Origin of the sequence: Pleionea sediminis, from assembly GCF_007570825.1 — a bacterium.
Classification (GTDB): Bacteria; Pseudomonadota; Gammaproteobacteria; order Enterobacterales; family Kangiellaceae; genus Pleionea; species Pleionea sediminis.
Genome location: NZ_SUNB01000001.1, coordinates 742,670 through 767,894, shown reverse-complemented (window position 1 = coordinate 767,894; position 25,225 = coordinate 742,670). Strand labels below are relative to the sequence as shown.

General features: G+C 39.6%; 17 protein-coding genes. 7 read left to right on the top strand and 10 right to left on the bottom strand.

Features of this window, described 5'->3' with window-relative positions; translation table 11 throughout:
• On the top strand, positions 1-2,406 hold the full coding sequence (locus FAX86_RS02975) for a GNAT family N-acetyltransferase (protein WP_144391845.1): 2,406 nt from the start codon (positions 1-3) through the stop codon (positions 2,404-2,406).
• Positions 2,396-3,520, top strand: coding sequence for a heparan-alpha-glucosaminide N-acetyltransferase domain-containing protein (locus FAX86_RS02970; protein WP_144391844.1), 1,125 nt, complete (start codon positions 2,396-2,398; stop codon positions 3,518-3,520). The genes FAX86_RS02975 and FAX86_RS02970 overlap by 11 nt, the downstream gene beginning before the upstream one ends.
• 40 nt (positions 3,521-3,560) lie before the next feature.
• Here FAX86_RS02970 and FAX86_RS02965 read toward each other — a convergent pair whose 3' ends face one another.
• Complete coding sequence (locus FAX86_RS02965; protein WP_144391843.1) at positions 3,561-3,821, bottom strand: hypothetical protein; 261 nt, start codon at positions 3,819-3,821, stop codon at positions 3,561-3,563.
• A gap of 69 nt (positions 3,822-3,890) precedes the next feature.
• On the opposite strand from FAX86_RS02965, the gene FAX86_RS02960 reads away from it, so the two are divergent.
• Positions 3,891-7,814: a BspA family leucine-rich repeat surface protein gene (locus FAX86_RS02960; protein ID WP_144391842.1), complete on the top strand. Its 3,924-nt coding sequence runs from the start codon at positions 3,891-3,893 to the stop codon at positions 7,812-7,814.
• 22 nt (positions 7,815-7,836) lie between these two features.
• Here FAX86_RS02960 and FAX86_RS02955 read toward each other — a convergent pair whose 3' ends face one another.
• Both FAX86_RS02955 and FAX86_RS02950 read right to left on the bottom strand, forming a co-directional pair.
• Positions 7,837-9,744 carry an alkaline phosphatase D family protein gene (locus tag FAX86_RS02955; RefSeq protein ID WP_144391841.1) on the bottom strand — a complete coding sequence of 636 codons (1,908 nt, stop codon included), beginning with the start codon at positions 9,742-9,744 and terminating at the stop codon, positions 7,837-7,839.
• Between the two features lie 208 nt (positions 9,745-9,952).
• On the bottom strand, positions 9,953-10,495 hold the full coding sequence (locus FAX86_RS02950) for a hypothetical protein (RefSeq protein ID WP_144391840.1): 543 nt from the start codon (positions 10,493-10,495) through the stop codon (positions 9,953-9,955).
• Positions 10,496-10,637: 142 nt separating this feature from the next.
• On the opposite strand from FAX86_RS02950, the gene FAX86_RS02945 reads away from it, so the two are divergent.
• Entirely contained in the window at positions 10,638-11,831 is a 1,194-nt protein-coding gene (locus FAX86_RS02945) for a cation:proton antiporter (protein WP_144391839.1), read from the top strand.
• Here FAX86_RS02945 and FAX86_RS02940 read toward each other — a convergent pair.
• From FAX86_RS02940 to FAX86_RS02915, 7 genes are all read right to left on the bottom strand, one after another.
• A complete protein-coding gene (locus FAX86_RS02940; RefSeq protein ID WP_144391838.1) occupies positions 11,824-13,800 on the bottom strand; it encodes a tetratricopeptide repeat-containing sulfotransferase family protein in 1,977 nt (658 codons plus the stop codon). The genes FAX86_RS02945 and FAX86_RS02940 overlap by 8 nt on opposite strands.
• Positions 13,801-13,831: 31 nt before the next feature.
• A complete protein-coding gene (locus tag FAX86_RS22140; RefSeq protein WP_164503438.1) occupies positions 13,832-13,984 on the bottom strand; it encodes a DUF5989 family protein in 153 nt (50 codons plus the stop codon).
• Positions 13,984-14,382, bottom strand: a complete 399-nt coding sequence (locus tag FAX86_RS02935; RefSeq protein ID WP_144391837.1) for an SxtJ family membrane protein — start codon at positions 14,380-14,382, stop codon at positions 13,984-13,986. Before FAX86_RS02935 ends, FAX86_RS22140 begins: the two co-directional genes overlap by 1 nt.
• 13 nt (positions 14,383-14,395) lie before the next feature.
• A complete protein-coding gene (locus FAX86_RS02930; protein ID WP_144391836.1) occupies positions 14,396-16,264 on the bottom strand; it encodes a carbamoyltransferase family protein in 1,869 nt (622 codons plus the stop codon).
• Between the two features lie 2 nt (positions 16,265-16,266).
• Complete coding sequence (locus FAX86_RS02925; protein ID WP_144391835.1) at positions 16,267-18,030, bottom strand: SGNH/GDSL hydrolase family protein; 1,764 nt, start codon at positions 18,028-18,030, stop codon at positions 16,267-16,269.
• Between the two features lie 151 nt (positions 18,031-18,181).
• Positions 18,182-20,617, bottom strand: coding sequence for a TonB-dependent receptor (locus FAX86_RS02920; RefSeq protein WP_205859092.1), 2,436 nt, complete (start codon positions 20,615-20,617; stop codon positions 18,182-18,184).
• Positions 20,618-20,895: 278 nt separating this feature from the next.
• A complete protein-coding gene (locus tag FAX86_RS02915) occupies positions 20,896-22,503 on the bottom strand; it encodes a BCCT family transporter (protein ID WP_205859091.1) in 1,608 nt (535 codons plus the stop codon).
• A gap of 25 nt (positions 22,504-22,528) precedes the next feature.
• On the opposite strand from FAX86_RS02915, the gene modA reads away from it, so the two are divergent.
• Genes modA through modC form a run of 3 tightly spaced genes read left to right on the top strand, consistent with a single transcriptional unit; the run spans position 22,529 to position 25,213 of the window.
• A complete protein-coding gene (gene modA / locus FAX86_RS02910) occupies positions 22,529-23,452 on the top strand; it encodes a molybdate ABC transporter substrate-binding protein (RefSeq protein WP_144391833.1) in 924 nt (307 codons plus the stop codon).
• Positions 23,449-24,138, top strand: a complete 690-nt coding sequence (gene modB / locus FAX86_RS02905; RefSeq protein ID WP_144391832.1) for a molybdate ABC transporter permease subunit — start codon at positions 23,449-23,451, stop codon at positions 24,136-24,138. Before modA ends, modB begins: the two co-directional genes overlap by 4 nt.
• Positions 24,139-24,142: 4 nt before the next feature.
• Positions 24,143-25,213 carry a molybdenum ABC transporter ATP-binding protein gene (gene modC, locus FAX86_RS02900; RefSeq protein ID WP_144391831.1) on the top strand — a complete coding sequence of 357 codons (1,071 nt, stop codon included), beginning with the start codon at positions 24,143-24,145 and terminating at the stop codon, positions 25,211-25,213.
• The last annotated feature ends 12 nt before the right edge of the window (positions 25,214-25,225 follow it).

The window sequence follows — 25,225 nt, the reverse complement described above, 5'->3', positions numbered from 1 at the left end:
ATGAAACAGTCAAAATTTACTACGCATACTAAAATTGGACAGATTGACTTATATGAAATAGAACTACCGGATGATGCGGAAATTATTCATCAATGGTTAACACAGCCTTATGCTGAATATTGGGGAATGCTCAATGCTAACGTGCAAGATGTTATTAATGAATACACCCATGTTCTCAGTTCGAAAGGCCAACAAGTTTTAGTTGGAAACGTTAATGATAAGCCTTCCTTTTTGCTCGAAGTATATGATCCTAAAAAATCAGAGTTGGTTGAGCATACCCAGCTTTTTAATGGCGATATAGGAATGCACCTTCTATTAGCACCAGCCGAAAATACAGTGAAAGGGTTTTCTTACAGCGTGATGAAGACAGTTATGCATTTTCTATTTTCTGATAAGCAAGTAGAGCGTGTCGTCGTAGAGCCGGATGAACGAAATCATAAAATTCATGACTTAAATCGTCGTGTCGGTTTCCAACATCACGGCAAGATAAAGCTAAAAAATAAAGTAGCTTTTCTGGCGACCTGCTCTCGAAATCAGTTTGACCTCGTTGAAGAGAGCGATAAGCGGTCAGCTTTGGCCGCAGCATTGAATAAAGAGACTTGGTTAGCTGTTAATCGAGAGCTAATAAAAAAAGCGTTGTCGGAATTTTCTCATGAGCGAATTTTAAAACCTGTAATGATAGAGAAAAAATCTCGCTATATTCGCTTTCAATTGTCTTCATCAGACGGCCGTGTTACTTACTTCTTTGATGCAGAAATTCTTGCGCTAGACCATTGGTCGATTGACGACGCGTCGATTGAGCGCTTTAAGGACGATCGAACAGTCGACTTAGATGCTGTCGAGTTTATTATTGAGTTTAACGATCATCTAAATATACCTCAAGATAAGCTCGGTACTTACCTTGAAGAAATATCCAGCACTTTATCAAGTGCTGGATATAAGAGGAGTAAAAATAGGCTTCCTTCTGATAAGCTAGCTACGCTTAACTTTCAGAAAATAGAGTCCGAAATGACAGAAGGACATCCTTGCTTTGTCGCGAATAATGGACGTATTGGATTTAGCGTAACGGAATTTTTAGATTATGCACCAGAGGCCGGCTCGCCTGTTCGTCTTATTTGGGTAGCTGTGCATAAAGAAGCGGCTCACTTCTCTAGCCTTAATGGTTGGGATTATCATTCATTACTTCATAAAGAATTTGATCCAACATTGCTAAATAAGTTAAGAAAAATTTTATTAGATAAAAGTTTACTAATGGACAATTATTATTTTATGCCAGTACATCCGTGGCAGTGGAATAATAAGTTACCCGTAGTTTTTGCTGGAGAGATAGCGAACGATCGCTTGATCTATCTTACGGAAACCGCTGATCTCTATCAGGCGCAGCAGTCGATACGAACGTTTTTTAATCGTTCGAATCCAAGTAAGTGTTATGTAAAAACCGCTCTTTCGGTTTTGAATATGGGGTTTATGCGCGGATTGTCTGCTGAGTATATGAAAGTAACCCCAGCTATAAATCAGTGGGTAAGTCGTTTAATAGAGAAGGATGTTTTTCTACAAAGTCATTCTTTTACCATGTTAAAAGAAGTCGCGGCTATTGGTTATCAACATCCTCACTTTCAAGCAGACGTTATCGGTGATTCTCCTTATCGAAAAATGTTGTCGGCACTATGGCGTGAGAGTCCATTAAAATATAAAAATGATAATCAGCAGTTAATGACGATGGCTGCATTGTTGCATCGTGATGCACAAGGAAGAGCGTTATTGCCAGAATTAATTAAACTATCTGGTCTCCCATTAGATCAGTGGTTACAAAGCTATTTTCGTTGTTATCTAATTCCCATTATTCATTGCTTTTATCAACACAACCTGGTTTTCATGCCACATGGTGAGAACTTAATCTTTGTTATGGAGTCGGGCGTACCCATTCGCGCGATTATGAAAGATATAGGGGAAGAAGTGTGCTTATTAAATTCTGAAACGATACTGCCTAAAGAAGTTGAGCGTATATCCGTCAAGACAGATGATGATATTGCGATTCTGTCCATTTTTACCGATGTATTCGATGGTTTTTTCCGTTTTATGTCCGCTATTTTAGTTGAAGAACTAGGAATTGATGAACGTTCTTTTTGGCGAGAAGTGGCAACGGCTATTCATCGTTATCAAGCTCAGCATTCAGAGTTAAAAGAAAAGTTTAAGAGATATAATCTATTTTCAAAAAGCTTCAAGCACTCTTGTTTAAACCGTTTGCAATTACGAAATAATTTGCAAATGGTCGACTTAACTGATCCTGCGGGTGCTTTGCAATTTGCTGGAGTTTTGGATAATCCTATTTATCCCTATAGAAATCCAAATTTAATGGTTAATAGTTGCACTTCAGAGTTTGAGGTGGCACAGAGTGAGTTTTGAGTTGAATTCGCGAGAGCTTGATGTAACAACGGGGCGATTAGAAACATTGGATATTGCTCGTGGTTTGAGTGTTGTCATTATGATTATGGTACACACACTTTGGATGTATGGAAGTGTTGAAACTCAGACAAGCTCATGGGTTGGCGTGGTGCTGCACATACTAGGAAAAGGTACGGCTGCTTTTCTTCTTCTTATGGGGTTTTCAATGGCGTTGTCACGACGTCAATTATTCAAAGATTTAATGATTCGTGGCTCTAGTTTATTGCTTCTTGGATATTTACTGAATGTATTAAAGTTTATTATTCCAATCTATATTTTTGGCACAATGCCAGATTCATTTATTGGCGCTTATGGTTGGCAAGAGCCGCTATCTTTTACTCAGATGAGTTATTTGGTACTCACCGGAGATATCTTACAATTGGCTGGATTATCGCTATTGATTATTGCATTGATAAGAGCCGTTATTACAAAACCTTTAGGCTACTTTGTGTTAGCAATCTTAGTTGCTGTTGTGTCGTCAGAAATTCGTGGCTTTCGTGTTGGACATCCTGTATTCGATTATATCCTGGATATTTTGATGGGTGCGCACTTTAATATTTATTTTCCTGTGTTTCCATGGATTTCATGTATTCTAGTTGGCTTAGGATTCGGTGTTTTGTATCGAGAGCACCGTCAGAAAACATCGAATATCTTCGGTGTTATGGCGATTTTTGGAGTTTGTTTTATAGGTTCTGGATTGACTTTAATGATGTATGACTCTGATTATCATTTTAATGATTTTTTCCATTTGGGACCAGGAGGCGCATTCTATTTAATTGGAATTAATTGTGTTGCATTATGGCTGATTCATCAATTTCTACAGCAAAAAATATCACACATAATTAGACGGCCATTGATTTGGTGCAGTGAACGAGTGACATCATTATATGTGATTCAATGGACTCTTATTTGTTGGGGAATGGGGATTATTGGATTTAAAACCTTAGCACCATTGGAAGTTGTTGCTATGATACCCGTTTCATTATCCCTGACGATTGGTCTTCGAATTATCTGGGATTTTACCTATCAGAAACGACTCGAAATTTTTGAGAAAACTAAAGCTTATCAGTCTTAATTGAATAAAAATATCGAATAATAAAAGGCATTCTGAAGTTTTACTCCCAGCGCGCTTCGCCTTCTTCGATTTCAAAGATGATGTCTTGATCGTCACTACCAATATGTGTGACTTCATGGGGTGAGCCATCTTCGTTAAATTCAACTAAACATACACCCGAAGCGTTTACGAGTCGCTCACCGCGGCTTGATGGTTGTGCAATATATCTAAGCGATATGACATCGAGAAGTCTCACCTTACAATATAGTAAGGTGCTTTCTGGAAGCTTATAAAAGCCGCTTATTGTATAGTTAATATTCACAGCTTTTTCTGTAAGTTAACTAAGTCACATTTGTTAGAATTTCCGAGATTTTATATTAAGGAAAATACAGTGATTTTTAATAGATGCTTTAGTCAATCTGTTTTGGTGAAATATTGTTCGATAGTTCTAACGATTTTAGTTGTGTCAGCTTGTGGCGGATCAGGAGGCAATCGGGACAAGGTAGCTCCAACGATTACATTAAACGGCAATGATGTAATTACCCTCGAAGCAGGAACCTTTTATACCGAACAAGGAGCAACAGCTGAGGACGATAGAGATGGTAACATTGACGTTGTCATAGAGGGCTCTGTTGATCCATTGCTGTTGGGTCGGCAAGAGATTGAATATACCGCAACAGATAAAGCTGGAAATACCGCAAGTAAATTACGTGTTGTCAATGTCGTAGATACTGTCAAACCAACTATTGAGCTGATTGGTAATGCGGAGATATCAATCGAATTGCCAGGCAGTTATATCGAGCAAGGTGCGTTAGCGAAAGATAGTTTTGAAGGAGAGCTCTCGGTAGAGATTAGTGGAGAGCCAGACCTTTCAAAACTAGGAACCGATGTATTAACTTACACGGCAACCGACAGTTCCGGTAACAGCTCTGCTCTAAGTCGATCTATTCAAAAAGTTGATACCTTTGCTCCTGCTATCTCCTTAATTGGATCAGCATTTATTACATTGGAGGTATTTGAAACTTATGAAGAACCTGGTGCGCGGGCATTTGATCGGTTTGAGGGTGATCTTAGCGTTCAAATTAATGGTTCTGTAAATACGAATCAGCTCGGGAATAATATTATTACTTATACCGTATCCGATAGTTCTGGTAACTCAGCGAGTAAAACTAGAAATATAAATGTGGTTGATAGAACTCCGCCATTGATTACTTTAAATGGACCTATCCAAGTTTTTACTGACACGGAAAGTGAATATATAGAGCAAGGTGCATCAGCGAGAGATAATTTTGATGGCTTTTTAGAAGTAGATATTATGAGCAATGTCGATATAAACGTACCAGGAAGTTATCAGGTGATTTATAGCGCTGAAGATAATTCAGGTAACGTAAGTCAGGCATTCCGTGAGGTTATTGTTACTGATGCAACTCCGCCAGATATATTCTTAATAGGCGAGCAAATATTAAGGGTTAATGCATTTGATGACTTTGTAGAGCCCGGTGCTACTGCAATTGATAATTTTGACGGTCCCTTAAGTGTTGTAATTGAAGGAGAAGTAGAAACTCATGTACTTGGTCGTTATGAGATTCTTTATTCGGCGACTGATTCTTCCGGTAATAGTAGTCAAATTACTCGTTTTGTTGATGTTGAACTTCTTACCGAACCATTTATTACAACCTGGAGAATTAGCCCAGAAAACCCATCGATCAGGTTCGGTGTTCATAATGGTCTTAATGAAGCATTTATTGATTGGGGCGATGGTCATATTGAGCATTTGAGAAACATAAATATGGAGCATATTTATCAAAACTTCGGTACATATGAGGTGAAGATCTACGGGCAGTTTTCAGGTCTGTACTTTGACCAATCACTTGGCTACAACTGTGAGCATTTGGCCAGCTTAAATCAGTGGGGCGAAATTGAATGGCGTACCTTACGAAATATGTTCTCTAATTGCAGCAATGTCGTTTCTCGCGCTACTGATAATCCTAATCTAACAAATGCTGAGAGTATGGGCTCAATGTTTTATGGGGCTTTGAGTTTTGATGGAGATTTAAGCGATTGGGATGTAAGTAACGTTACTGATATGAGCTTAATGTTTTACAAGGCCTCGAGTTTTGATGGCGATTTAAGCGATTGGGATGTAAGTAAAGTTACTAATATGAGTAATATGTTTGCATATGCTGAGTCCTTTAATAGTGACTTAAGTGCGTGGGATGTTAGTAATGTTAGTGATATGAGCTCAATGTTTTATGGGGCCTCGGGTTTTAATGGCGATTTAAGCGATTGGGATGTAAGTAAAGTTACTAATATGAGTAAGATGTTTGCATATACTGAGTCCTTTAATAGTGACTTAAGTGTGTGGGATGTTGGTAATGTTAATGATATGAGCTCAATGTTTTACAAGGCCTCTAATTTTGATGGTGATTTAAGCGATTGGGATGTAAGTAAAGTTACTAATATGAGTAATATGTTTGCATATGCTGAGTCCTTTAATAGTGACTTAAGTGTGTGGGACGTTAGTAATGTTAATGATATGAGCTCAATGTTCAGTGAAGCAAAACGTTTCCAAAGTGATTTAAGTCAATGGAACACCGTTAATGTAAATAATATGTCTGAAATGTTCCGTGAAGCAGAGAGTTTTGATAGTAACTTAAGCTTATGGAACGTAAGTAATGTAGTCTCAATGCGATCGATGTTTAATAGGGCTTTCCTATTTTCCAGCGATCTAAGTCTCTGGAATGTTAGCTCTGTTTCAGATATGCAGGGCATGTTTTCGGAGGCAAGTAATTTCGAGAGCGACTTAAGTCAATGGAATGTAAATAGTGTTACCAATATGGAATCTATGTTCACAAGAGCAAGTAAGTTTAATAGTGACTTGAGTCGGTGGAATATTAGTAATGTGACCAATATGGAGTCAATGTTCTCAAATGCAGAATCGTTTTCAAGCGATCTAAGTGAATGGAATGTAAGTAATGTTACTAATATGAATAGTATGTTTTTTGGTGCAAAGAATTTTACAAGTGACTTAAGTCAGTGGGATGTAAGTAAAGTTACTAATATGAGTAATATGTTTGCATATGCTGAGTCCTTTAATAGTGACTTAAGTTCGTGGGACGTTAGTAATGTTAGTGATATGAGCTCAATGTTTTATGGGGCCTCGAGTTTTAATGGCGATTTAAGCGATTGGGATGTAAGTAAAGTTACTAATATGAGTAATATGTTTGCATATGCTGAGTCTTTTAATAGTGACTTAAGCCAGTGGGATGTTAGTCGTGTTAATGATATGGGTAGTATGTTTAGCGATGCATCAAGCTTTAATAGTGATTTGAGTCGTTGGAGTGTAGGCGAAGTTTCTAATATGAGTGGTATGTTTTATAATGCTCACCGTTTCAACAGCGATTTAAGCCAATGGAATGTTAGTCGAGTTGAAAGTATGGCCTATATGTTTCTGAATGCGGAGCGTTTTAATAGTGACTTGAGTCAATGGAATGTTAGTAACGTGAACAATATGGAATACATGTTTTTTGGTGCGAAAAATTTCATAAGCGACTTAAGCCAATGGGAAGTTGGAAGAGTCGCTAACATGAAAAATATGTTTTATTTTGCAACATTATTCAACTCTAATTTATTTGATTGGGATGTCAGTAATGTTACTAATATGGAAGGCATGTTTAATGGAGCTAAAAGTTTTTTTAGTAATTTAAGTCAATGGAATGTTAATAAAGTGGTAAATATGAGTAGTATGTTCTTTGGTGCACAAAAATTCTCAAGTGATTTAAGTGAATGGGATGTTGGTAGTGTCATTGATATGAGTAATATGTTTAGTGGGGCATTAAACTTTGATAGTGATTTGAGTAACTGGAATGTTAGTCAGGTAGAAGATATGAGTGCAATGTTTCGTAGTGCAAGGAATTTCAAAAGCGACGTGAGTAACTGGGACGTTAGCCAAGTTAAAGATATGAGCTCGATGTTTTTAGGAGCAGTTGGATTTAATAGTGATGTAAGTAATTGGAATGTTAGTCAGGTAACATCGATGTCTTCCATGTTTTGGGGGGCTAGTTTATTCAATAGTGATATTGGCTCTTGGGATGTCGGTCGTGTTGATGACTTTGGTTTCTTCTTAATTGATAGTGCGTTCTCCTCCAGGAACTATGATAGTCTACTCGATAAGTGGAGTCTTTTAGAGCTAAGAAATGGCTTGGAATTAAGGGTTGGTAATGTTCCTTATTCTGCTAACTCAGAAAGCGCTCGCCAATTTATTATCGATCAATTTAATTGGACCATAGAAGATGGCGGTTTAAGCACTAATTAATAAAATTGAGCTGGGGGTTTAATTACTCCCAGCGCGCTTCGCCTTCTTCGATTTCAAAGATGATGTCTTGATCGTCACTACCAATATGTGTGACTTCATGCGGTGAGCCATCTTCGTTAAATTCAACTAAACATAGACCCGAAGCGTTTACGAGTCGCTCACCGCGGCTTGATGGTTTGGGTTTATGAGGAATTATTCTTAATGCACGGCGCCGTGTAAACCAGTTTAATGGTGAGCGGGGTGAGTATAACCAGCGGTTCAAACGGTCGAGAACTTCTAACAGCATTTTTGGAAATTCATTTTTGATTCCACTGCTGGTAATTTGCCAAATATCGGCGTTGTTTTTCTTACTACGCCATTCTACTTGGTAGACGAAAGAATAGTGTACATCACCCGATAAAATAACAAAGTGTTCTGGAGTCTGTTTGTGGCGAAATAAATTTAACAGCGCATTAGCCGATCCCGGGTGTGCCATCCAGTTTTCTGCATCAACCACGAGAGGCTTTCCAAACCAGGTGAAGGCTCTTTGAATAACCTCTATTAATTTGACGCCAAACATTGGCGCTGGAGAGACCAAAATAACGGCTTCTTTACCAAGGAGGTTTTGTTGTAAATCCGTCAGCATTTCCCAATCCATTAAGCCGGACGGCTTGTTTAAGTTTCTTTCAGAGCGCCAGCGATGGGTGCGAGTATCTAATACAACAATTGGAGGTGACGTATTCCATTGATAATGCCAACTTGGATAGCGGAGTAGAGTGTTAATGAGTTCGTCATGCTTCTTGTCGCCCGGTAAACGGAGAATATTTTGAGTTTTCTCTAAGAGTTCTTTAGTAAAGTTCTCTGGAGCATTGCCCCAACCTTGGCAAATAAAATAACCGATCAGTGCGTTACCGATAATTCTCTTCGAGAAAGGGTGATCGTAAGCCGCCTGCTCCCATTCGGCGGTTAAGTTCCAATCGTCGGTAATATCGTGATCGTCAAATATCATTGCGCAAGGAATATTTGCCATAACACGTTGCACTTGACTTAGATTTTCTTGGAAAGCTTGCAGAATACATTTCTCTCTCTCGAACCGATCTGAATCAACGTTTGACGGTTGTTTTATATCAATCAAATTCCAACAAGCTGGCGACCAAACCATTAAGTACATCGTTAATACTTCTGCTAATGACACTAAATGATTTTGTGCATTAATTGATGTAAAAACAGGTTTTCGCGCTCCGCTGAAAATAAGATGGCCCAGATTTTTGTCGCTATTGAGTGTCGGTAATAGATTTTCACGCTGTGTATAATGAGGTTCTGCTGTATGCAGAATCGTGGAGCTCTCAATTTTTGAATTAATAAACGATTCGTTTGGAATACCTAGTTGAGGAATAAGTTGATGAATCGCAACTAGCATCGGCGTCGCGACATCATCGACGTAAACCTGATCGCCACTCATTATTAACGCTGCCGGCCAGTCTTTAATATCATTCGATGCCAGCCAGTTGTCAACACGAACTAGGCCATCTTTACTATCATGATGCGGTTTGCGACAGGAGCCATGCATTATTTTTCGTACACAAGATCTTAAAATAAAACCGGGATGACTTTTCCCTGGATAGGTTAAATGGGGGGCCCAGTCTCGCCAGGAGTGTTTTTCGTTTTTATTTGTGATGACCAGGGTTAGATCATATCCAATCCACTCATCAGTTGGCAAAGGTGTGTCTAGATTAATGTTAATCAATTGAAAGTATAACTTTTCGCCAGCGAAGACTTGTTGTTGGCTTGCTTCTAACGTCTTTTTGTTTATTTCAAGGGAGGCGTTATTTTCTGGAATTAATGTGAGCTGAAAATTTACTTTTTGCGACGTAGCCATCCAGAAAGTTATCTGCGTCGGCGTTATTCTCCTTAGTATGGGTCCACTGAGAACTAAAGGCAGTGATGGCATAAAATAAGATTCTCTTTCTTTCCTGGTTTACTTTATAGCTTTTAAGTTACTATAACTGAAAAACTTATTGGCTCATGAGGTCAAGATAATATTTAAACTTTTTGTAATTATGCCGGTATGAGTAGGGGGCATCAATAGATAAGAAAACAGTTCCAACAGCATTGTTGAAACTGTTGTTCAACAAACAATTTTGTATCAATAAAAGTTACTAACGAAAAATAACCTTTGCCTCAGGAGCTCGTGTGTAATCAGCACTGTGTCCTGGAATCCACTTACCATTTTTAAGATATTGAGACTCAGTTTTCATTGAACCATCGTCTAATAACCAGGCTTTGGACTTAACTTCCGTAATACCATTTTGATTCCCAGTTACTTTTTCACGACTAATCAAAATATTTCCGTCGAAAGTGACATCTGCTTCGGTAAAAAAAACTGCTGTTGTAAAATAGAAATATCTTAACTTTTGAGCTTTTCTATCAAAGAAAATGATACTTTCCCCACCATATTCTCCTTCATTAAGCGAATGTTCAATTCGAATAGCGGTTCCATTTAAATGACGTTCCCAACGAGATATGTCTATCATGGGCTTTTCGGGTGTCGAACTTTTAAATACGCCTTTATAAGTATGACCGACAAAGGGTTCAAATTTCTTCAGTTCGGGTATGAGAAAGTCGCTTGCCTGAACAGATAGGGTAAAAGAAAGACAAGCTAGGCCCAGAATGCAGGCTTTAATCGATGATATGATTTTCATAGTTCGGTCCCGTTTTTATAGAAAAGGATAATCGAAATAGCGATTGATAGCAAAAGTAGCCATTGTCATGTTATTGAATCAATGTCTCGAAGTGACTAAAGTTAGACATGTTAACTTTTAACCTAAGAATTTGCGCGCACAAATGGAATCTTCCAGTGAAACATTATTGACCTTTGGCGGTTTATTGCTACTTGCAATAATCGTTGAGGGTATTGGACGTCGTACGGCTTTGCCAAGAGTCACGTTATTGATTCTCTTTGGTTTTGTCATTGGTCGGTCTGGAATTGATATTCTTCCGGATAATCTTTATGGCTGGTTTAATATTATCGCTGATGTTGCTTTGTTGATGGTTGGATATCTATTAGGGGGTAACTTTACTTCTGATTTTTTAAAGCAATTCGGTAAACCGGTTTTGTGGGTTTCTATCATTATCACTTTATTGTCTTTTCTACTCGTAAGTACGGGTCTATTTGTATTGGGTATTGCGTTGGTTCCTGCATTAGTTCTGGGCGCTATTGCTGCCGCTACTGATCCTGCAGCAGTCGCAGATGTTATACACTCAATAACAGGCAAGCCAAGTCGATTTAGTCGTATATTACAAGGTATTGTCGCCATAGATGATGCCTGGGGACTCATTGTATTTTCTGTCGTTCTGGCTTTTCTTAATGTCGCGACCGGAAATGGCGGTGTTGGTGATGCTTTATTTCATGGATTAAAAGAAATATTCGGCGCGGTGATACTTGGATTTGCTTTGGGATTGCCCATGGCTTATTTAAGTGGTCGGATAAAAGAAGGTGAGCCACTCGTTATTGAAGCTCTGGGATTTGTATTGTTGTGTGGTGGGCTGGCACGTTATTTTGAGTTTTCACATTTGTTATCGGCAATGATAATGGGCGCTGTTGTCGTTAACTTTGCATCGCATCACACTCGACCTGTTCATGCTATTGAAAATGTCGAACGGCCTTTTTTAAGTTTATTTTTTCTGGTAGCTGGCGCCTCTTTACACGTTACTTCCATTGATACCATTGGTTATCTTGCTGGGCTTTATGTTTTATTTCGTATTCTCGCTCGTTATATTGGAGGATTTTTGGGTAGTAAACTGGCTCAGCTTTCTAGAAAAGAACAGCAGTGGATGGGGCTTGCCTTGCTGCCCCAAGCGGGTGTTGCTATGGGAATGGCGTTAGTGGCAACAGAGCGTTTTGAACAAGTGGGACAATCTGTTCTTACCGTGATTATTGCAACCACGGTTTTATTTGAATTGACAGGGCCGGTATTAACTCGTATGGCCGTTGAAAAAACGGCAAAAGCTAAACAGAGTGATGAGTTTTTTAGTTGAGTAAAATAGTCTTCATCGTAGTCAAATAGGGCTCAAAGTTTTTCCACTGCTCGACACTTGAACGATAAATGGGTTGGCGAACTTGCTCCGCGCTAGCCGTACGGACAGAGCGTTGAGTTTTATGGAATTCGGTACAAGCTGATTCGAATTCTAAATTTAAATAATCAAGAATTCTATTAACTTGTGATTCAAGATTGTGTACGACATCTTCGTACTGAACGGTCAGTATTTCTCCTGGAAAAACGTTATGCCAATGATTCATTAAATCGACATACCCTTTGTAGTAGCGGGCAATGGATTCCTGCCCATACGAAAATTCCTGACCTTCAGCGAAGAGCTGTTTAAAACCACTAAAGCAACAGTCCATCGGATTTCGTCGAGCATCAATAATTTTCGCATTGGGTAATATCAATTTAATTAACCCGATGTGTTGAAAATTATTCGGCATCTTATCAATAAAAAAAGGAGCATCGAGACGATGAATTTTGGTTTCATCGATGTATTGTTTGCCTAGTTCAGAAAACTTGTCTGAAGATAGCTCGTTCATGATAGCTGGATACTTGGGTGACTCGTCGCGTTTAAGTCGTCCGTTTAATTGATAAACAGTAGCCAAAATATTGGCTAACTCTAAAGTGCCATCAATTTGAGAATGTGATGCTAAGATTTGTTCTATTAATGTGGACCCTGAACGTGGTAAACCAACTATAAATATAGGATCTTTGGCTGGAAAGCCTTTGTCTTTATTTTTTTCGATAAAACTTCGAGTGAATATTTGCTTTTGCGTTGCGAACTCAGCGTCTTTTTTATCAGGGTTGTATGCTGTTTCTTCTTGTTTGAGATCGTTCCCTCTTTGATAGTACTCAAAGGACTTTTTAAAATTCTTTTTATCTTCGAAGGCCTTCCCAAGAGCAAAACATAAATGATATTGATCGACGCGACGAATAGCTTTAGATTGAATCTGTTCAATCATATTGTCAATTTGTTGTTCATCGAAATGATAAGTTTTCAGATTTGCAAGACTCCAGTAGGCATCGCCAAAGTCAGGTTTTATTCTGTAGGCTTGTTGATAAGCATGAATTGCTTTGTCCGTTTCTCCTAATGTTTTATACGCATGCCCTAACATTAGATAAATGCCTTCACTGTGAGGTAGCTGATTTAAAGCTTTTTGATAATGCTCAATCGCATGATCGAGCTTGTTCAGTGCAACGCATTGATCGGCATAAACAGATTGGAATACTGGATTGTTATCATCAGAAGCTAATAGCTTTTCCGCTTGCTCAAAGGCTTTCTTAAACTTTTGCCGTTTATTAAGTACATGAATGTAATCGATGCGTGCCGTTTGGTAATCAGGATTAAACTCAAGGCAACTTTCAAGAACAAATTCAGCATCGTCTAAAATGTATTGTTTAACACCCAATGTTGCGAGTAAACGCATGGCTTCGGGATCTCTGGGGAAATGCTGTAGATAAGAGCGACAGAGTTTTTCTGCTTTGTATAGCTTGCCTTCGTGCAACATGCTATTAACACTAATGAGTTCTCGTGGCATTGCCGAAAAGTGACGAATGCTGGTTTGTGCACTTTTTTTTTGTTCTGTTGATGTTGCTAATTGTTCTATCGCATTCCAGCTGGCAAGTAATGTCGGGTTAAACTCCACAGCTTTTTGGTAGGCACCGTACGCTTCGGAGTTTTTACTCATAGAGCGATAGCAATGTCCCATTTCTTGATAGGCTCGACCATAGCCCGGATTTAACTCAATTAATTGTTCAATAGCAGATAATGCTTCTGTTTCTTGCTTAAGATATCTTAAACAAACGCAATGAATATATTGCGCTTCTTCATGCGCTTCTCGTTCAAGAATTTCAATTACTTTGCTATTCGCTTGTTGAAACTGACCTTGTTGCATCAGTTTTTTGGCTTCAACGATGAGTTGCTCAGTAATGGATTCTAGCTCGCGATGATCATTTCCCATAGAAATAAAAGGATACCTTGTCTGTGAGTTATTAAAAGAGTGTATAGATAAGTGTTGCCAAAGAAGACTGTTGTGTCGCGACAACGAGTCCGCCCAATAAAGCCAGGATAATAAATATTGGAAGGAGCCACATTTTCTTTCGAACTTTTAAAAAAGCCCACAAATCATTAATAAAGTCGAGCATTAAAAAGGTCTCTCTAAATCATTTTCGTTATTACTTTTTTTCCAAAAAGTGGTGTTAGCATCATCCACTTTATGAGTGTACTCTAGCTTACCCAAAATACGTAATACCAAGCCAATAGGGAAGATTAGAGCGATAAAAACGATTGTGAGTATTATGTGGGTATTAATCCAACCCATGATCAAAGCAAACTTCATCCAGCACCAGTAAATAGGATAAAGGAGTGAGGGCGCCATTATTGAAAGAGGAATTAGAACGGACGGCACAAAAAGAGGCCATAAAGACACATGTAGATTGAAAATCCAAGGAAACAAGGCCATAAATATAAAAGGAATCGCTATGCTCATCATAAGTGCAAAACGGCGAAGTTCTTTATGGTTTGTCGCGTCAATGTTAATCATGATTCATTCACCATCAGTCGAGCTCAAATTTTTGCTGTTTTGCTTGAACAATTTGCTCAGCGTTAATCTTAGCTTTATCGATAAGGACATCATTTAATACCAGGTAATCCATTTCAGTTGCCAGAAAACAAGTTAGCGCATCTTTTGGAGAGCACACAGGAGGTTCTCCTCGAACATTAAACGATGTATTAATCAAAACACCCACGCCGGAAACGTCTTTAAATGCTTTCAGTAAATTGTAAAACTTAGGATTTAATGATTGATGTACCGTTTGCACTCGCGCTGAATAATCTAAATGCGTTATCGCGGGTAAATTCGAGCGAGCCTGGTTTATTTCTTGATGACCGATATCTTTTTCTTCTGGTTTAAGTCGTAGTGCTTTGTTTATGTGAGAAACTAAAAGCATATAAGGACTCGAATGAGATTGTTCGAAATAGAGTTGTGCATCTTCTGCCAGCACTGCTGGAGCGAAAGGGCGAAAAGATTCTCGCTGCTTTATTTTTAAATTCATAATGGACTGCATTGCCGTGTTTCTTGGATCTCCCAGTATCGAACGATTACCCAGTGCGCGAGGTCCAAACTCCATCTTTCCTTGAAACCAGCCAATAACTTTGCCGTTGGCAATTAAGTTTGCGGTTGTTTTATTGAGTTGCTCTTCATTGAACTGTTGAAATGGAATCTCTTCTTTTTGCAATAATGTTTGTATGTCTGATGTTGAATATTCCGGACCTAGGTAAGCGCCTTTCATTTTATCCGCTGGAGCAGCAAGTTTGTCTTTATCTGCGCTTTGCGCCGATGTTTTTTGCAGATTAAAGTATTGATAGGCTGCTGTCATTGCGGCACCAATGGAGCCTCCTGCGTCTCCCGACGCGGGTTGTACCCAAATCGACTGGAAAGGTCCTTCGCGTAGTAAGCGACCATTAGCAACACAGTTTAACGCGACACCACCGGCCAAACATAAATATTGACTTCCGGTTTCTTGTTGCGCAAAAGCCGCAATTTTTAAAACGACTTCTTCAATGACTTGTTGAATGGAGGCTGCAAGGTCCATTTCTTTTTGTGTTAATTCCGACTCTGACTGTCGTGGTGGGCCGCCAAACAGAGAGTTAAAAGCTTTACTCGTCATAACTGAGCCAACAGGGTAATCAAAATATTTCATATTTAGTTGGAAACTACCGTCGGATTTGACACTAATAAGGTGTTGATAAATGGTGTCGACATATTTGGGAGTTCCATAAGGAGCGAGTCCCATGAGTTTATATTCACCAGAATTTACTTTAAATCCACAATAATAAGTAAAAGCGGAATACAATAATCCCAGAGAATGAGGGAAATTAATTTCCATAAGCGGAGTGAGCTGATTCTTTTTTCCGTGCCAGATGGTTGTTGTTGCCCATTCGCCAACGCCATCGAGACACAATACGGCGGCCTCTTCAAATGGACTGGGATAAAAAGCGGATGCCGCGTGCGCTTGATGGTGTTGTGTAAAAAGAAGTTGCGGTAATTTTGTTGGTTCCTTGGTATTTGAACAGAGCGCTTGAAGTTCTTTTTTTAATATCGACTTTAAAAAAAGCTTCTCTTTGAGCCAAACGGGCATAGCTCTGAAAAAGGAGCGTAAGCCAAAGGGGGCATGAGCAAGGTAAGTTTCGAGTAGTCGCTCAAACTTTAACATGGGTTTGTCGTAAAATACGACAGCATCTAACTCTTCTAGTTTGCATTGACCTTGCTCGAGACAAAATTGAATGGCTTTTTTCGGAAATGCCGGATCGTGTTTAACTCGGCTAAAGCGTTCTTCTTGAGCCGCTGCAATTATGTTTTCACCTTCAATTAATGCTGCCGCACTGTCATGATAATAAGCGGCAATCCCCAATATTTTCTTCATCGTTATCGTTTCATTACTTCAAGCAACCGATTTTTTTGCATCGCGGCTTTATTGTTATCGGGCTCTATTTCGAGAACTCGATTTAGCATATCGAGTGTTTTCTCGGGCATGTTGTTGGCAAAGAAAGTCATTGCGGCTTTCATTAAATATTCAGTATTTTTAGGAGCTAACTCAATGGCTTTGCGGTGATAATACAAAGCCATCTCTGACTCTCTGTTTTGAAAATATATTTCACCAGCAACAAAAGCGAGGTCGGCAAAATGAGGATATCGATCAGCCATCTTCGCGGCCACTTTTGCAGCTTTCTTGTCTTGGCGCGCTTCGTAGTAATGCTGCAATAGTGCTCGATGAGTTTCTAGCCAATCGGCACCATTCATTAATTGGTAAGCCATTTTCTTCTCGAAAGAATTGATAGGACCAAACTCAACCGCTTGTGGGCTATCGGTAAACGGAAAGTCTGATGTCAGAGAGCGAATGTTAAAATCAGCCATTATTTTTTCGACATTGGTGACAGGAATGTCATACCAAGCATCACGTGACGAAAAGTTTTTAGGGTTAGTTGCGATAATTTGATTTTCTACAATTGTTTGGGCAAAGCTTTCTGCCAATAAAAAGTATCCTCGAGCTGTTGGGTGAAGATGCTCGTACATATGTGCATGGCCAATAATTCCATTTAGCGTATCGTTGCGTAAAACTTCTTCGGCATCGACGAGAGTCACACCAGAGCGACTCGCTTTATTTCTTATGATTTCATTAAATTGGCTGGGAGCTCGAAAACGAAGTAAGTCATGATCAATCGCTTTTATATAATTGTCTTTAGCTTGTTGATAATTTTCTGATTGCTCTAGTTGTTTAGCTTCAGCAAAAAAAGAGTCGGCATTGTCTTTTTCTGTTGATGAAGCAAATGGTCGCTGATCTTTTTCATTACTTACTAATGTGCTGATGTAAACAGGAATTCCTTTCTCTTGATAAACTTTGAGTATCAAATCCAGATTACCCGAAAACTGTTCCAAGCCTTGGTTAAATGTATCACTGTTGATTGGAATTTTTTTACCCGAGGCAACTTGAGCCATAATGTTGCGCTTGCCGGTTGACTCTGCGGAAGAACTTCCTTCAGTCTCTGTTTGATTGTCACTTTGAAAAAAGCCGATGACTTGTTGCATGAGTTGAAACAAGCGCAGTTCTTTCAGTTTTAAAAACATTAATGTGGCTGGACGACCTCCTTTTGAGGCAAACACCGAGCCGGCTCCCATAATACCCAAGAATTCATTGTGACCCGCGTAAATTAGAACAAGGTCGGGAGTTATTTGAGTAATTTCATCGGTAAAGTCGAGTAATGTGTAACTATTAACTGCAGCCATTGCGGTTGAAATGACTTCAATGTTTTTATCGGGAAACAGGCGTTTTAATCGTTGTCTAATCATTCCTGCGATAGAGCTGTCCTGACCTAGAGGAAATCCCGCAGCTGTGGAACCGCCTTGAACAATAATTCGAAAACTATCTTGCGGTTTATCTTTCAGAAATATAAAGGGATCGGGAGAAATAGGCGGTGTTTGACTTTTGTTGCTGAAATATCGATTGAGTATTTGAGGATTAACTTGTAGATATTGGTCATGCGACTCGACAGGAACAAATAACGGATAATCATGCCCATAGCTGAACAGTCGCAAACCCATTTCGAGCAACAACAAGATCAAAAATGGTAGCGCGAGCAAAATCAGATAGAACGAAAACTTTCGCTTAGAATCGGTCGATTTCGACGTCATTGATACCCCTCAAAAACTAAGTACAGCCGTGCCCAATAGGCCGTCTTACTGATATTTTTATTATCAGTCGATGATACCCTAATCGGTAAAAGATAGTAAGTTGAGAGAGCGGCGGACTCCTCTTTGGAAGAGTCCGCGGGTATAGAATTGGTTAGTAAGTGTACGAAACAGAGATGCCAGTTGTTCGAGGTCGGTTGGTCGAAATACGACGAATGTCATCTAAGTTATTGATAAATAACTCGGCTCGTTCATCGGTCAGGTTATCGATAAAGAATTTGATTTTCCAAAGATCTTTTTCGATTCCAATCGAAAAATTGGTGAGAGTATAGGCATCTTGCTGTTCTCGCTCTGCGGCAACGATCGAACTATAAGATTTACTCGCATGTTGGAGACCAAACTGCCAATTGGCTAAAAATTCACCGATTTCGAAGTCGTATTGGGCTCGAAAATTGGCTTGAAATTCTGGTGTCATTGGCAATTCACTGCCGATGGGTGCCATTTCAATAACTTGTGCGTTAACACTGGTTAGCTCTGTTTGATTGATCGAGAAAGCTCCGTAAAGAGTGAGTGGATTGTCCATTCGCCAAACAAAATCGGATTCGAGGCCTCGTATTTCAGAATCGGCTGCATTTTCGATAAAGGTTAGAATGGATACGTTCACGGGATCAAATCGAGACACCTGCATATCAGTCCACTCGATAAAATACAGGTTTCCATTCCAGCGGAAAGAGCCATCCATTAATGTGGATTTCCAGCCAAACTCTATGTTTTGTACATCATCGGTATCGTAAGTGACTTCAACTGTGGGGAAAGTAGGGTTGGCTGACGGTAAACCACCACCTCGGTTAAATCCACCAGGACGGAAACCTTCTGAGTAGGTTGTGTAAAACATAATATCGTCAGTGAATTGATGTTTGAAACTGACTTTGGGAATAATATCGTCAATTTTTAGAGGTTCATCCGTGTGTCCACCACTGGCGTCGTAGTCACGACCACCGCCACCATCGGTTACGGTTAAATCACCGCCGGGCCAAAAAGCTTCGTTATTGGCAAAGTTGGATGAACCAGTAAAGTCAGACTCCATATCGTAATATCTTAATCCAAAAATAATCGTCGACGCTTCATTGAAGTCATACTCGACCTCACCAAACAATGCGACTTGCTCTTCTGTTCGCGTGATATCGTTATAGAAAGCAATCGGCAAAGGACGTGTTGCATTACTGATATTGTTTGCTGCAGCGATGGGAGCATTCGGGAAAAATCCTAGATCTTCAACGGCCATGTAGTAATAGTCATCAAGCGTTTTAATTTCCAGGTCATCGAAAAAGATACCTGCGGTAAAACGAAGTGACTTTAATGGATCCGTTGCGATTCTGAATTCGTTCGTGAAGCGCTCATGCTCTTGATAACCTTTAAATCCTTTAGTGGGATCTAAACAAGCTCGTGTCGCATCATAAGTACAGGTATAAAATGGAATAAATGCTCCGGAATTATTGTAACCTGTGTAGTCGATAGATTGTTCGACTTCACGATCTAAAAACGCACCGGTATAAATAAATTCGAGCGCTTCCATTCTTCCGGTTAGTGTCCAAGAAGTTTGGTTAAATTCATCGCGTAATTTATCGGGGAAGAAACGACTAACTGCGAGATCGCCAACTTCTGGATCGTAATCGAAAACACCATCAGCGCCAAGTTCCTGCTGTGCATGTTGTACTAATAAATCCCACTCTTCATTGATCCAATATTTTAAACCGAGACGATAACCTTTGTAGTAGCTGTCGTTAAAGTCATCTTCGGCTAACGCTGTATTACGAGTGGTTTCAAAAGTAGTGTCGGCTGGTAATGCTTGTACGCTGTCGGCCACGTTTGGATTTACGGCAGGATCTAAAGTAAATTCGCCCAGTTTATTATCGATGTATCCACCGCGGTGCACATTATAAAAAGCAAGACGAGCAGCAAAATTTTCCGTTATCGGAAAATTCATAAAACCTTCGACGGTGTTATTCATTTCACCGCCATGCGTATCGGAGATGGTTGAGCTTATACCTGCTTCGAAATCGTATTGACGTGGTTTGTTAGTTATGTACCTTACTGTACCTGCTTGAGAACTTGCTCCAAATAATGTGCCTTGCGGTCCTGGTAAAACCTCAATCCGTTGTAAGTCTGTCGCATAGACATCAAGATTTCTACCAGGTGCTGTGACGGGTTGTTCATCAATATACAGTGCAACGTTGGGCATGGTTCCCTGTGCACCAGAAAGCATGGTCGTAATCGGTTGAATCGCCATTCCTCGGATGAAAACATCATTTTGACCGGGGCCACGTCCACCGACAGAGATGTTCGGCATATAACGGACAAAGTCATCAAAGTTACCAATATTTTGATCTTTGATTTCTTGCATGGTGAGTGCTTGAACGGCAATCGGAGTTTCTTGATTGTTTTGTACTCGTTTACTGGCGGTGACATAAACGACCGGAATTTTTGATTCATCGACTTCAGTTTCACTCGACTCCTCTTGTGCATGAACCGCCATGTTGGCCGACAGAGCACAAATGACTGCCTTACTCAAAGTATTGAGCTTTCTCATGGTTATTACTCCCTCCATTATTTTATTTAATTTTATCAGTAAGTTGTAAACTGAATTTTTTCAAATCTGTTTTATACACGTGACAACAACCTGGCGGTTGTATTTGAAACTCAAGCACTGCTTGTTGTAGATAACTCAATGTTTTAAGAACATCGAGTACATTGACTGCACCGCAAGTTAGATCGAGACGATTGCGGATTTGAACTTGCTTTTTTGATCTTGCTTTAATTCGTCACCACTGAATTCAAATTCGGAAGCATGAAACAGTGGTGATGGTACTAATTTTTTCTTTCTAATGCTTCTTCATGCAATAAAATTTTGTATTCTGCACTTAATCCCATCAATAAGTTAATACCAATGAATAGCAGAACAATTGTAAACGGTAATCCGGCGGTAATTGCTGCGGCTTGCAGTGCGCCCAATGCATTGTCTCCGCCACCAAAAAGTAGTACTGCCGCAATAATTCCTTCCATTGTTGCCCAAAAAACGCGTTGAGCAATTGGAACATTCAGTTTGCCACCAGCGGTAATGCTGTCGATCACTAATGAGCCTGAATCTGAAGATGTGATAAAGAATACCAACACCAATACTATAGCGATAAACGAGGTTATTTGCCCAAATGGTAAATTTTCGAGCATATGAAATAAAGCAAGCGAGGTATCGTTAACGCCATTGACTAATTCACCAACATTATTTTTAACTTGTTCGATACCTGAGTTACCAAAAGTACTCATCCAAACGAGAGTCAATAGCGTTGGAACAATTAAAACAGCAAGCAAAAACTCACGAACGGTACGGCCTTTTGAAATGCGCGCTATAAACATTCCGACAAATGGTGACCAAGAGATCCACCAAGCCCAATAAAATACTGTCCAGCCATGGTAGAAGTCAGTATCGGAGCGATCGATCCAGTTACTTAACGGTATGATATTTTCTAAATAGCTAACTAAGTTGGCACCTATCCCATTAACGATGCTACTCGTTGCGCCAGTAATGAAAACAAATACCAGTAGCAACGCGGCTAATGACATATTAATGTTACTTAAAATTTTCACACCGCGACTAACGCCTCTCACTACAGAAAATACAGCGACTAGAGTGACTCCAAAAATGATGGCCACTTGTGTGCTGATGCCGGGGGATATTCCAAACAAGTAATGCAGACCGGCCGCCGCTTGTTTGGCACCAAATCCTAGAGATGTGGCCAAGCCAAAAATAGTTGCCATCACGGCGACGGTATCGATTAAATTGCCGAACCAGCGCCACACATGATCGCCCAACATAGGATAGAAGCAGGAACGCAGCGTTAATGGCATATTAAAATTGAATGCAAAAAATCCAAGCGCTAAACCAACCATGGCGTAAATACCCCAGGCATGAAGGCCCCAATGAAACATTGTCGCACCCATTGCCATCTTTTCTGCTTCAATGGTGCGAGGTAAAGTTTCTAACGGTGCGCCGCTCGTTGCTGTGTAGTAGATAACCGGTTCTGCGACACTCCAGAACATCAAACCGATTCCCATACCCGCTGCGAATAACATCGCAAACCAAGATATTGCGCTAAATTCAGGCTTTGCTTTTGTGCCACCGATGCGGATGCGGCCAAGAGGTAAAAAAATTAGAATTAAGCAAGTTATCGCAATGAGATTGGCACCAACCATAAATAGCCAATCAAAATTGTCAATTGACCAACTTTTCGATGCATCGAAAATAAATTTTGCTTTTTCCGGGAAGAGTAACGTTCCAAAGATGAATATAAAAACAAGCGCAGCCGAAGCAAAAAAAACTGGGTTATGTAAATCGAGACCAAAAATCTCAACATTATCTTCACCCACTTCATGATCTGTATCGTATTTTTCTTTTATTGCTTGAATTTGTTCCGACATGGGACTCCCGGAGTTGGTGTGAAACATGAGTATACCGAACTCAGATTTTATTGCAGCACTCAATCTTAAATTTTTGTTTTACGATAATGAAAAATCGCGGTATGTTGGTACAAATAAGCGAATTTCGAGGCTTTTTATCTTAAAAGTTGTTCTAATTTTGAAAATCATTTTTTATTTATGCGTTATTGTTGTTGCGAGTATGCCCGCAAGTCTTACTGCGGAGTCATTGCGTATTGCGGTTGCTTCAAATTTCAAATCGGTCACTCATAAGTTGAAAACTCAATATGAGAATATTTATGGTGCGAATATACAAGTCATTGCTGGTTCATCTGCAAAATTAATGGCACAAATTATTCATGGCGCACCTTTCGATATTTTTTTATCCGCCGATCAAGAAAAGATAGAGGTTCTATACAAAAAGCAATTGATTATTCCTGAAACAAGGAGCATTTATGCCGTTGGTCAGCTCGTTCTTTATTGCCCTGAACTTCACTGTAATAATGTTGAGTGTGATTTGGCGAAAATGAATGCTGATTCGGTTGATACGCTTTTAAATCGAAAGGATGTGAATAAAGTTGCGATGGCAAATCCTAAGTTGGCTCCGTATGGCCTCGCTGCAAAACAGGTTTTAGAGCAAGCTAAATTGTATAGAAAACTCGAGTCAAAATGGGTGTTCGGTGAAAACGTGAATCAATCTTTTCAATTTATAAAAACCGGTAATGTAGATTGTGGGTTTGTTGCCTTCTCTCAAGTGATTTCGCAAGGAGCTGATACTAAAAATTATTGGTTGATATCAGAAGATCGCTACCAACCGATTAAACAAGAAGGAGCGGTTCTTTCTCAGAGTAAAAACAAGCAGCAAGCAATAAACTTTATGCAGTGGCTTGCTAAGAGAGACGTTCAAATGTTTATTCAAGAATATGGTTATCGAAGTGCGAGTGCATTATGATGCTCAGTCCTGATGATTGGCTCGCTATTGGATTAACAATAAAATTAGCCGTCACAGTTGTTGTCTTATTGTTACTCATTGGAACGCCAATTGCCTGGTGGTTAGCAACGACTACCTGTCGATTAAAAAGTATTTTTGAAGCGCTTATTGCTTTACCTCTTGTATTGCCCCCCACGGTAATTGGTTTCTATTTATTAATGCTAATGTCGCCAGATGGTTTTGTTGGTCAAGTAACACAAAGCCTGGGACTCGGCACATTACCATTTACATTTTCGGGTATTGTTATAGCTTCAATTTTTTATTCTTTGCCCTTTGTTGTTCAGCCTCTACAGAATACTTTTCAAAGTATCGGTAAACGACCTAGGGAAGTCGCTGCTACATTAGGTGCATCACCGTTCGACACTTTTTTTTCTATTGTTGTTCCTTTGTCAAAAAAAGGATTTTTAACGGCGTCCATTTTGGGCTTTGCACATACGCTGGGAGAGTTTGGTGTCATTCTAATGGTGGGTGGAAATATACCTGGAGCAACACGTGTGATTTCTGTTCAAATATACGATCATGTTGAATCATTAAACTATGCGGCAGCACACTGGCTGTCCGCCATTATGATTGTTTCTGCATTTTTAATACTAATGGGATTGTCTTTTTTCAATCGAGAAGTTTCTGTATTTGGTGGGGCAAAGTAAAATAATGTTTGCCGCAGGCTTAAGTTTAAAAGTAAAAAAGCAATTTCCAAAGTTTTTATTGGATGTTTCATGTGAGGTTGCATCGTCTGGAGTGACAGCGGTGTTTGGTCATTCGGGTTGTGGCAAAACAACATTATTGCGGTGTATTGCTGGCTTAGAGTCTTTTGAAGGGCGGCTTTCCTTCAAACGGCAAGTATGGAAAGACAATCGAGAAACTGTCGCAACCCATTCTCGTGCGATTGGTTATGTTTTCCAGGAGCCCAGTTTATTCTCTCATTTAGACGTAGAGCGGAACTTGGTATTCGCTGAAAAGCGCTCAAAAAGAGCAGCGATTATTGAGCGGAAAACAATTATCGATGTGTTAGGAATATCGGCATTACTTTCAAAATTTCCGGAAGAACTTTCTGGCGGTGAAAAACAACGTGTCGCAATTGCTCGGGCTTTGTTGAGTGCTCCTGACTTAATATTAATGGACGAACCCTTAGCGTCATTGGATTACCATGCTAAGAAACGATTCTTGCGCTATGTAACTTCCGTTAAAAAATTGGGTGTTCCTATTATTTATGTTAGTCACTCTATCGATGAAGTGTGTGAAATCGCTGATGACATAATTTATATGGACCAAGGGCAGCTTGTCTCTAGCGGTAAGCTAGTTGATGTCCTTACTGAACCAGCGATTGCTGCTCGACTTGAAGAGGAGGCTGGAAGTGTTATTTCTGGTGAAGTAACTCGACTTGATGACCAATGGATGTTAGCTGGTATTCAATTTGGTGATAATTTGTTGTGGATAAAAAGTTCAGATTTAACCATCAAGCAAAATATTCGGTTAAGGATAAAAGCGAGTGATGTGAGTTTATCGTTAACCAAGACACCTGATTCTAGTATTGTTAATCAACTTGAGGGTGTCGTCGACTCATTGTCTAAAGACTTTCATCCTGCATTAAGCTTGGTTTCTATTAGAGTGGGCTCTGACCGAATGCTCGCCAGAGTTACAAAAAAATCAATTAATGATATGTCATTAAAGATGGGTAGTTCTGTCTGGGTTAATATTAAGTCGGCTGCGGTTGTGAGTTAAGCCGTAATTAAA

Excerpts from the sequence above, each read along its gene's own strand:
- FAX86_RS02975 (WP_144391845.1), top strand. The coding sequence starts at position 1 with ATGAAACAGTCAAAATTTACTACGCATACTAAAATTGGACAGATTGAC.
- FAX86_RS02955 (WP_144391841.1), bottom strand. The coding sequence starts at position 9,744 with ATGCCATCACTGCCTTTAGTTCTCAGTGGACCCATACTAAGGAGAATA.
- FAX86_RS02950 (WP_144391840.1), bottom strand. The coding sequence starts at position 10,495 with ATGAAAATCATATCATCGATTAAAGCCTGCATTCTGGGCCTAGCTTGT.
- FAX86_RS02945 (WP_144391839.1), top strand. The coding sequence starts at position 10,638 with ATGGAATCTTCCAGTGAAACATTATTGACCTTTGGCGGTTTATTGCTA.
- FAX86_RS02940 (WP_144391838.1), bottom strand. The coding sequence starts at position 13,800 with ATGGGAAATGATCATCGCGAGCTAGAATCCATTACTGAGCAACTCATC.
- FAX86_RS22140 (WP_164503438.1), bottom strand. The coding sequence starts at position 13,984 with ATGCTCGACTTTATTAATGATTTGTGGGCTTTTTTAAAAGTTCGAAAG.
- FAX86_RS02935 (WP_144391837.1), bottom strand. The coding sequence starts at position 14,382 with ATGATTAACATTGACGCGACAAACCATAAAGAACTTCGCCGTTTTGCA.
- FAX86_RS02930 (WP_144391836.1), bottom strand. The coding sequence starts at position 16,264 with ATGAAGAAAATATTGGGGATTGCCGCTTATTATCATGACAGTGCGGCA.
- FAX86_RS02925 (WP_144391835.1), bottom strand. The coding sequence starts at position 18,030 with ATGACGTCGAAATCGACCGATTCTAAGCGAAAGTTTTCGTTCTATCTG.
- FAX86_RS02920 (WP_205859092.1), bottom strand. The coding sequence starts at position 20,617 with ATGAGAAAGCTCAATACTTTGAGTAAGGCAGTCATTTGTGCTCTGTCG.
- FAX86_RS02915 (WP_205859091.1), bottom strand. The coding sequence starts at position 22,503 with ATGTCGGAACAAATTCAAGCAATAAAAGAAAAATACGATACAGATCAT.
- modA (WP_144391833.1), top strand. The coding sequence starts at position 22,529 with ATGAGTATACCGAACTCAGATTTTATTGCAGCACTCAATCTTAAATTT.
- modB (WP_144391832.1), top strand. The coding sequence starts at position 23,449 with ATGATGCTCAGTCCTGATGATTGGCTCGCTATTGGATTAACAATAAAA.
- modC (WP_144391831.1), top strand. The coding sequence starts at position 24,143 with ATGTTTGCCGCAGGCTTAAGTTTAAAAGTAAAAAAGCAATTTCCAAAG.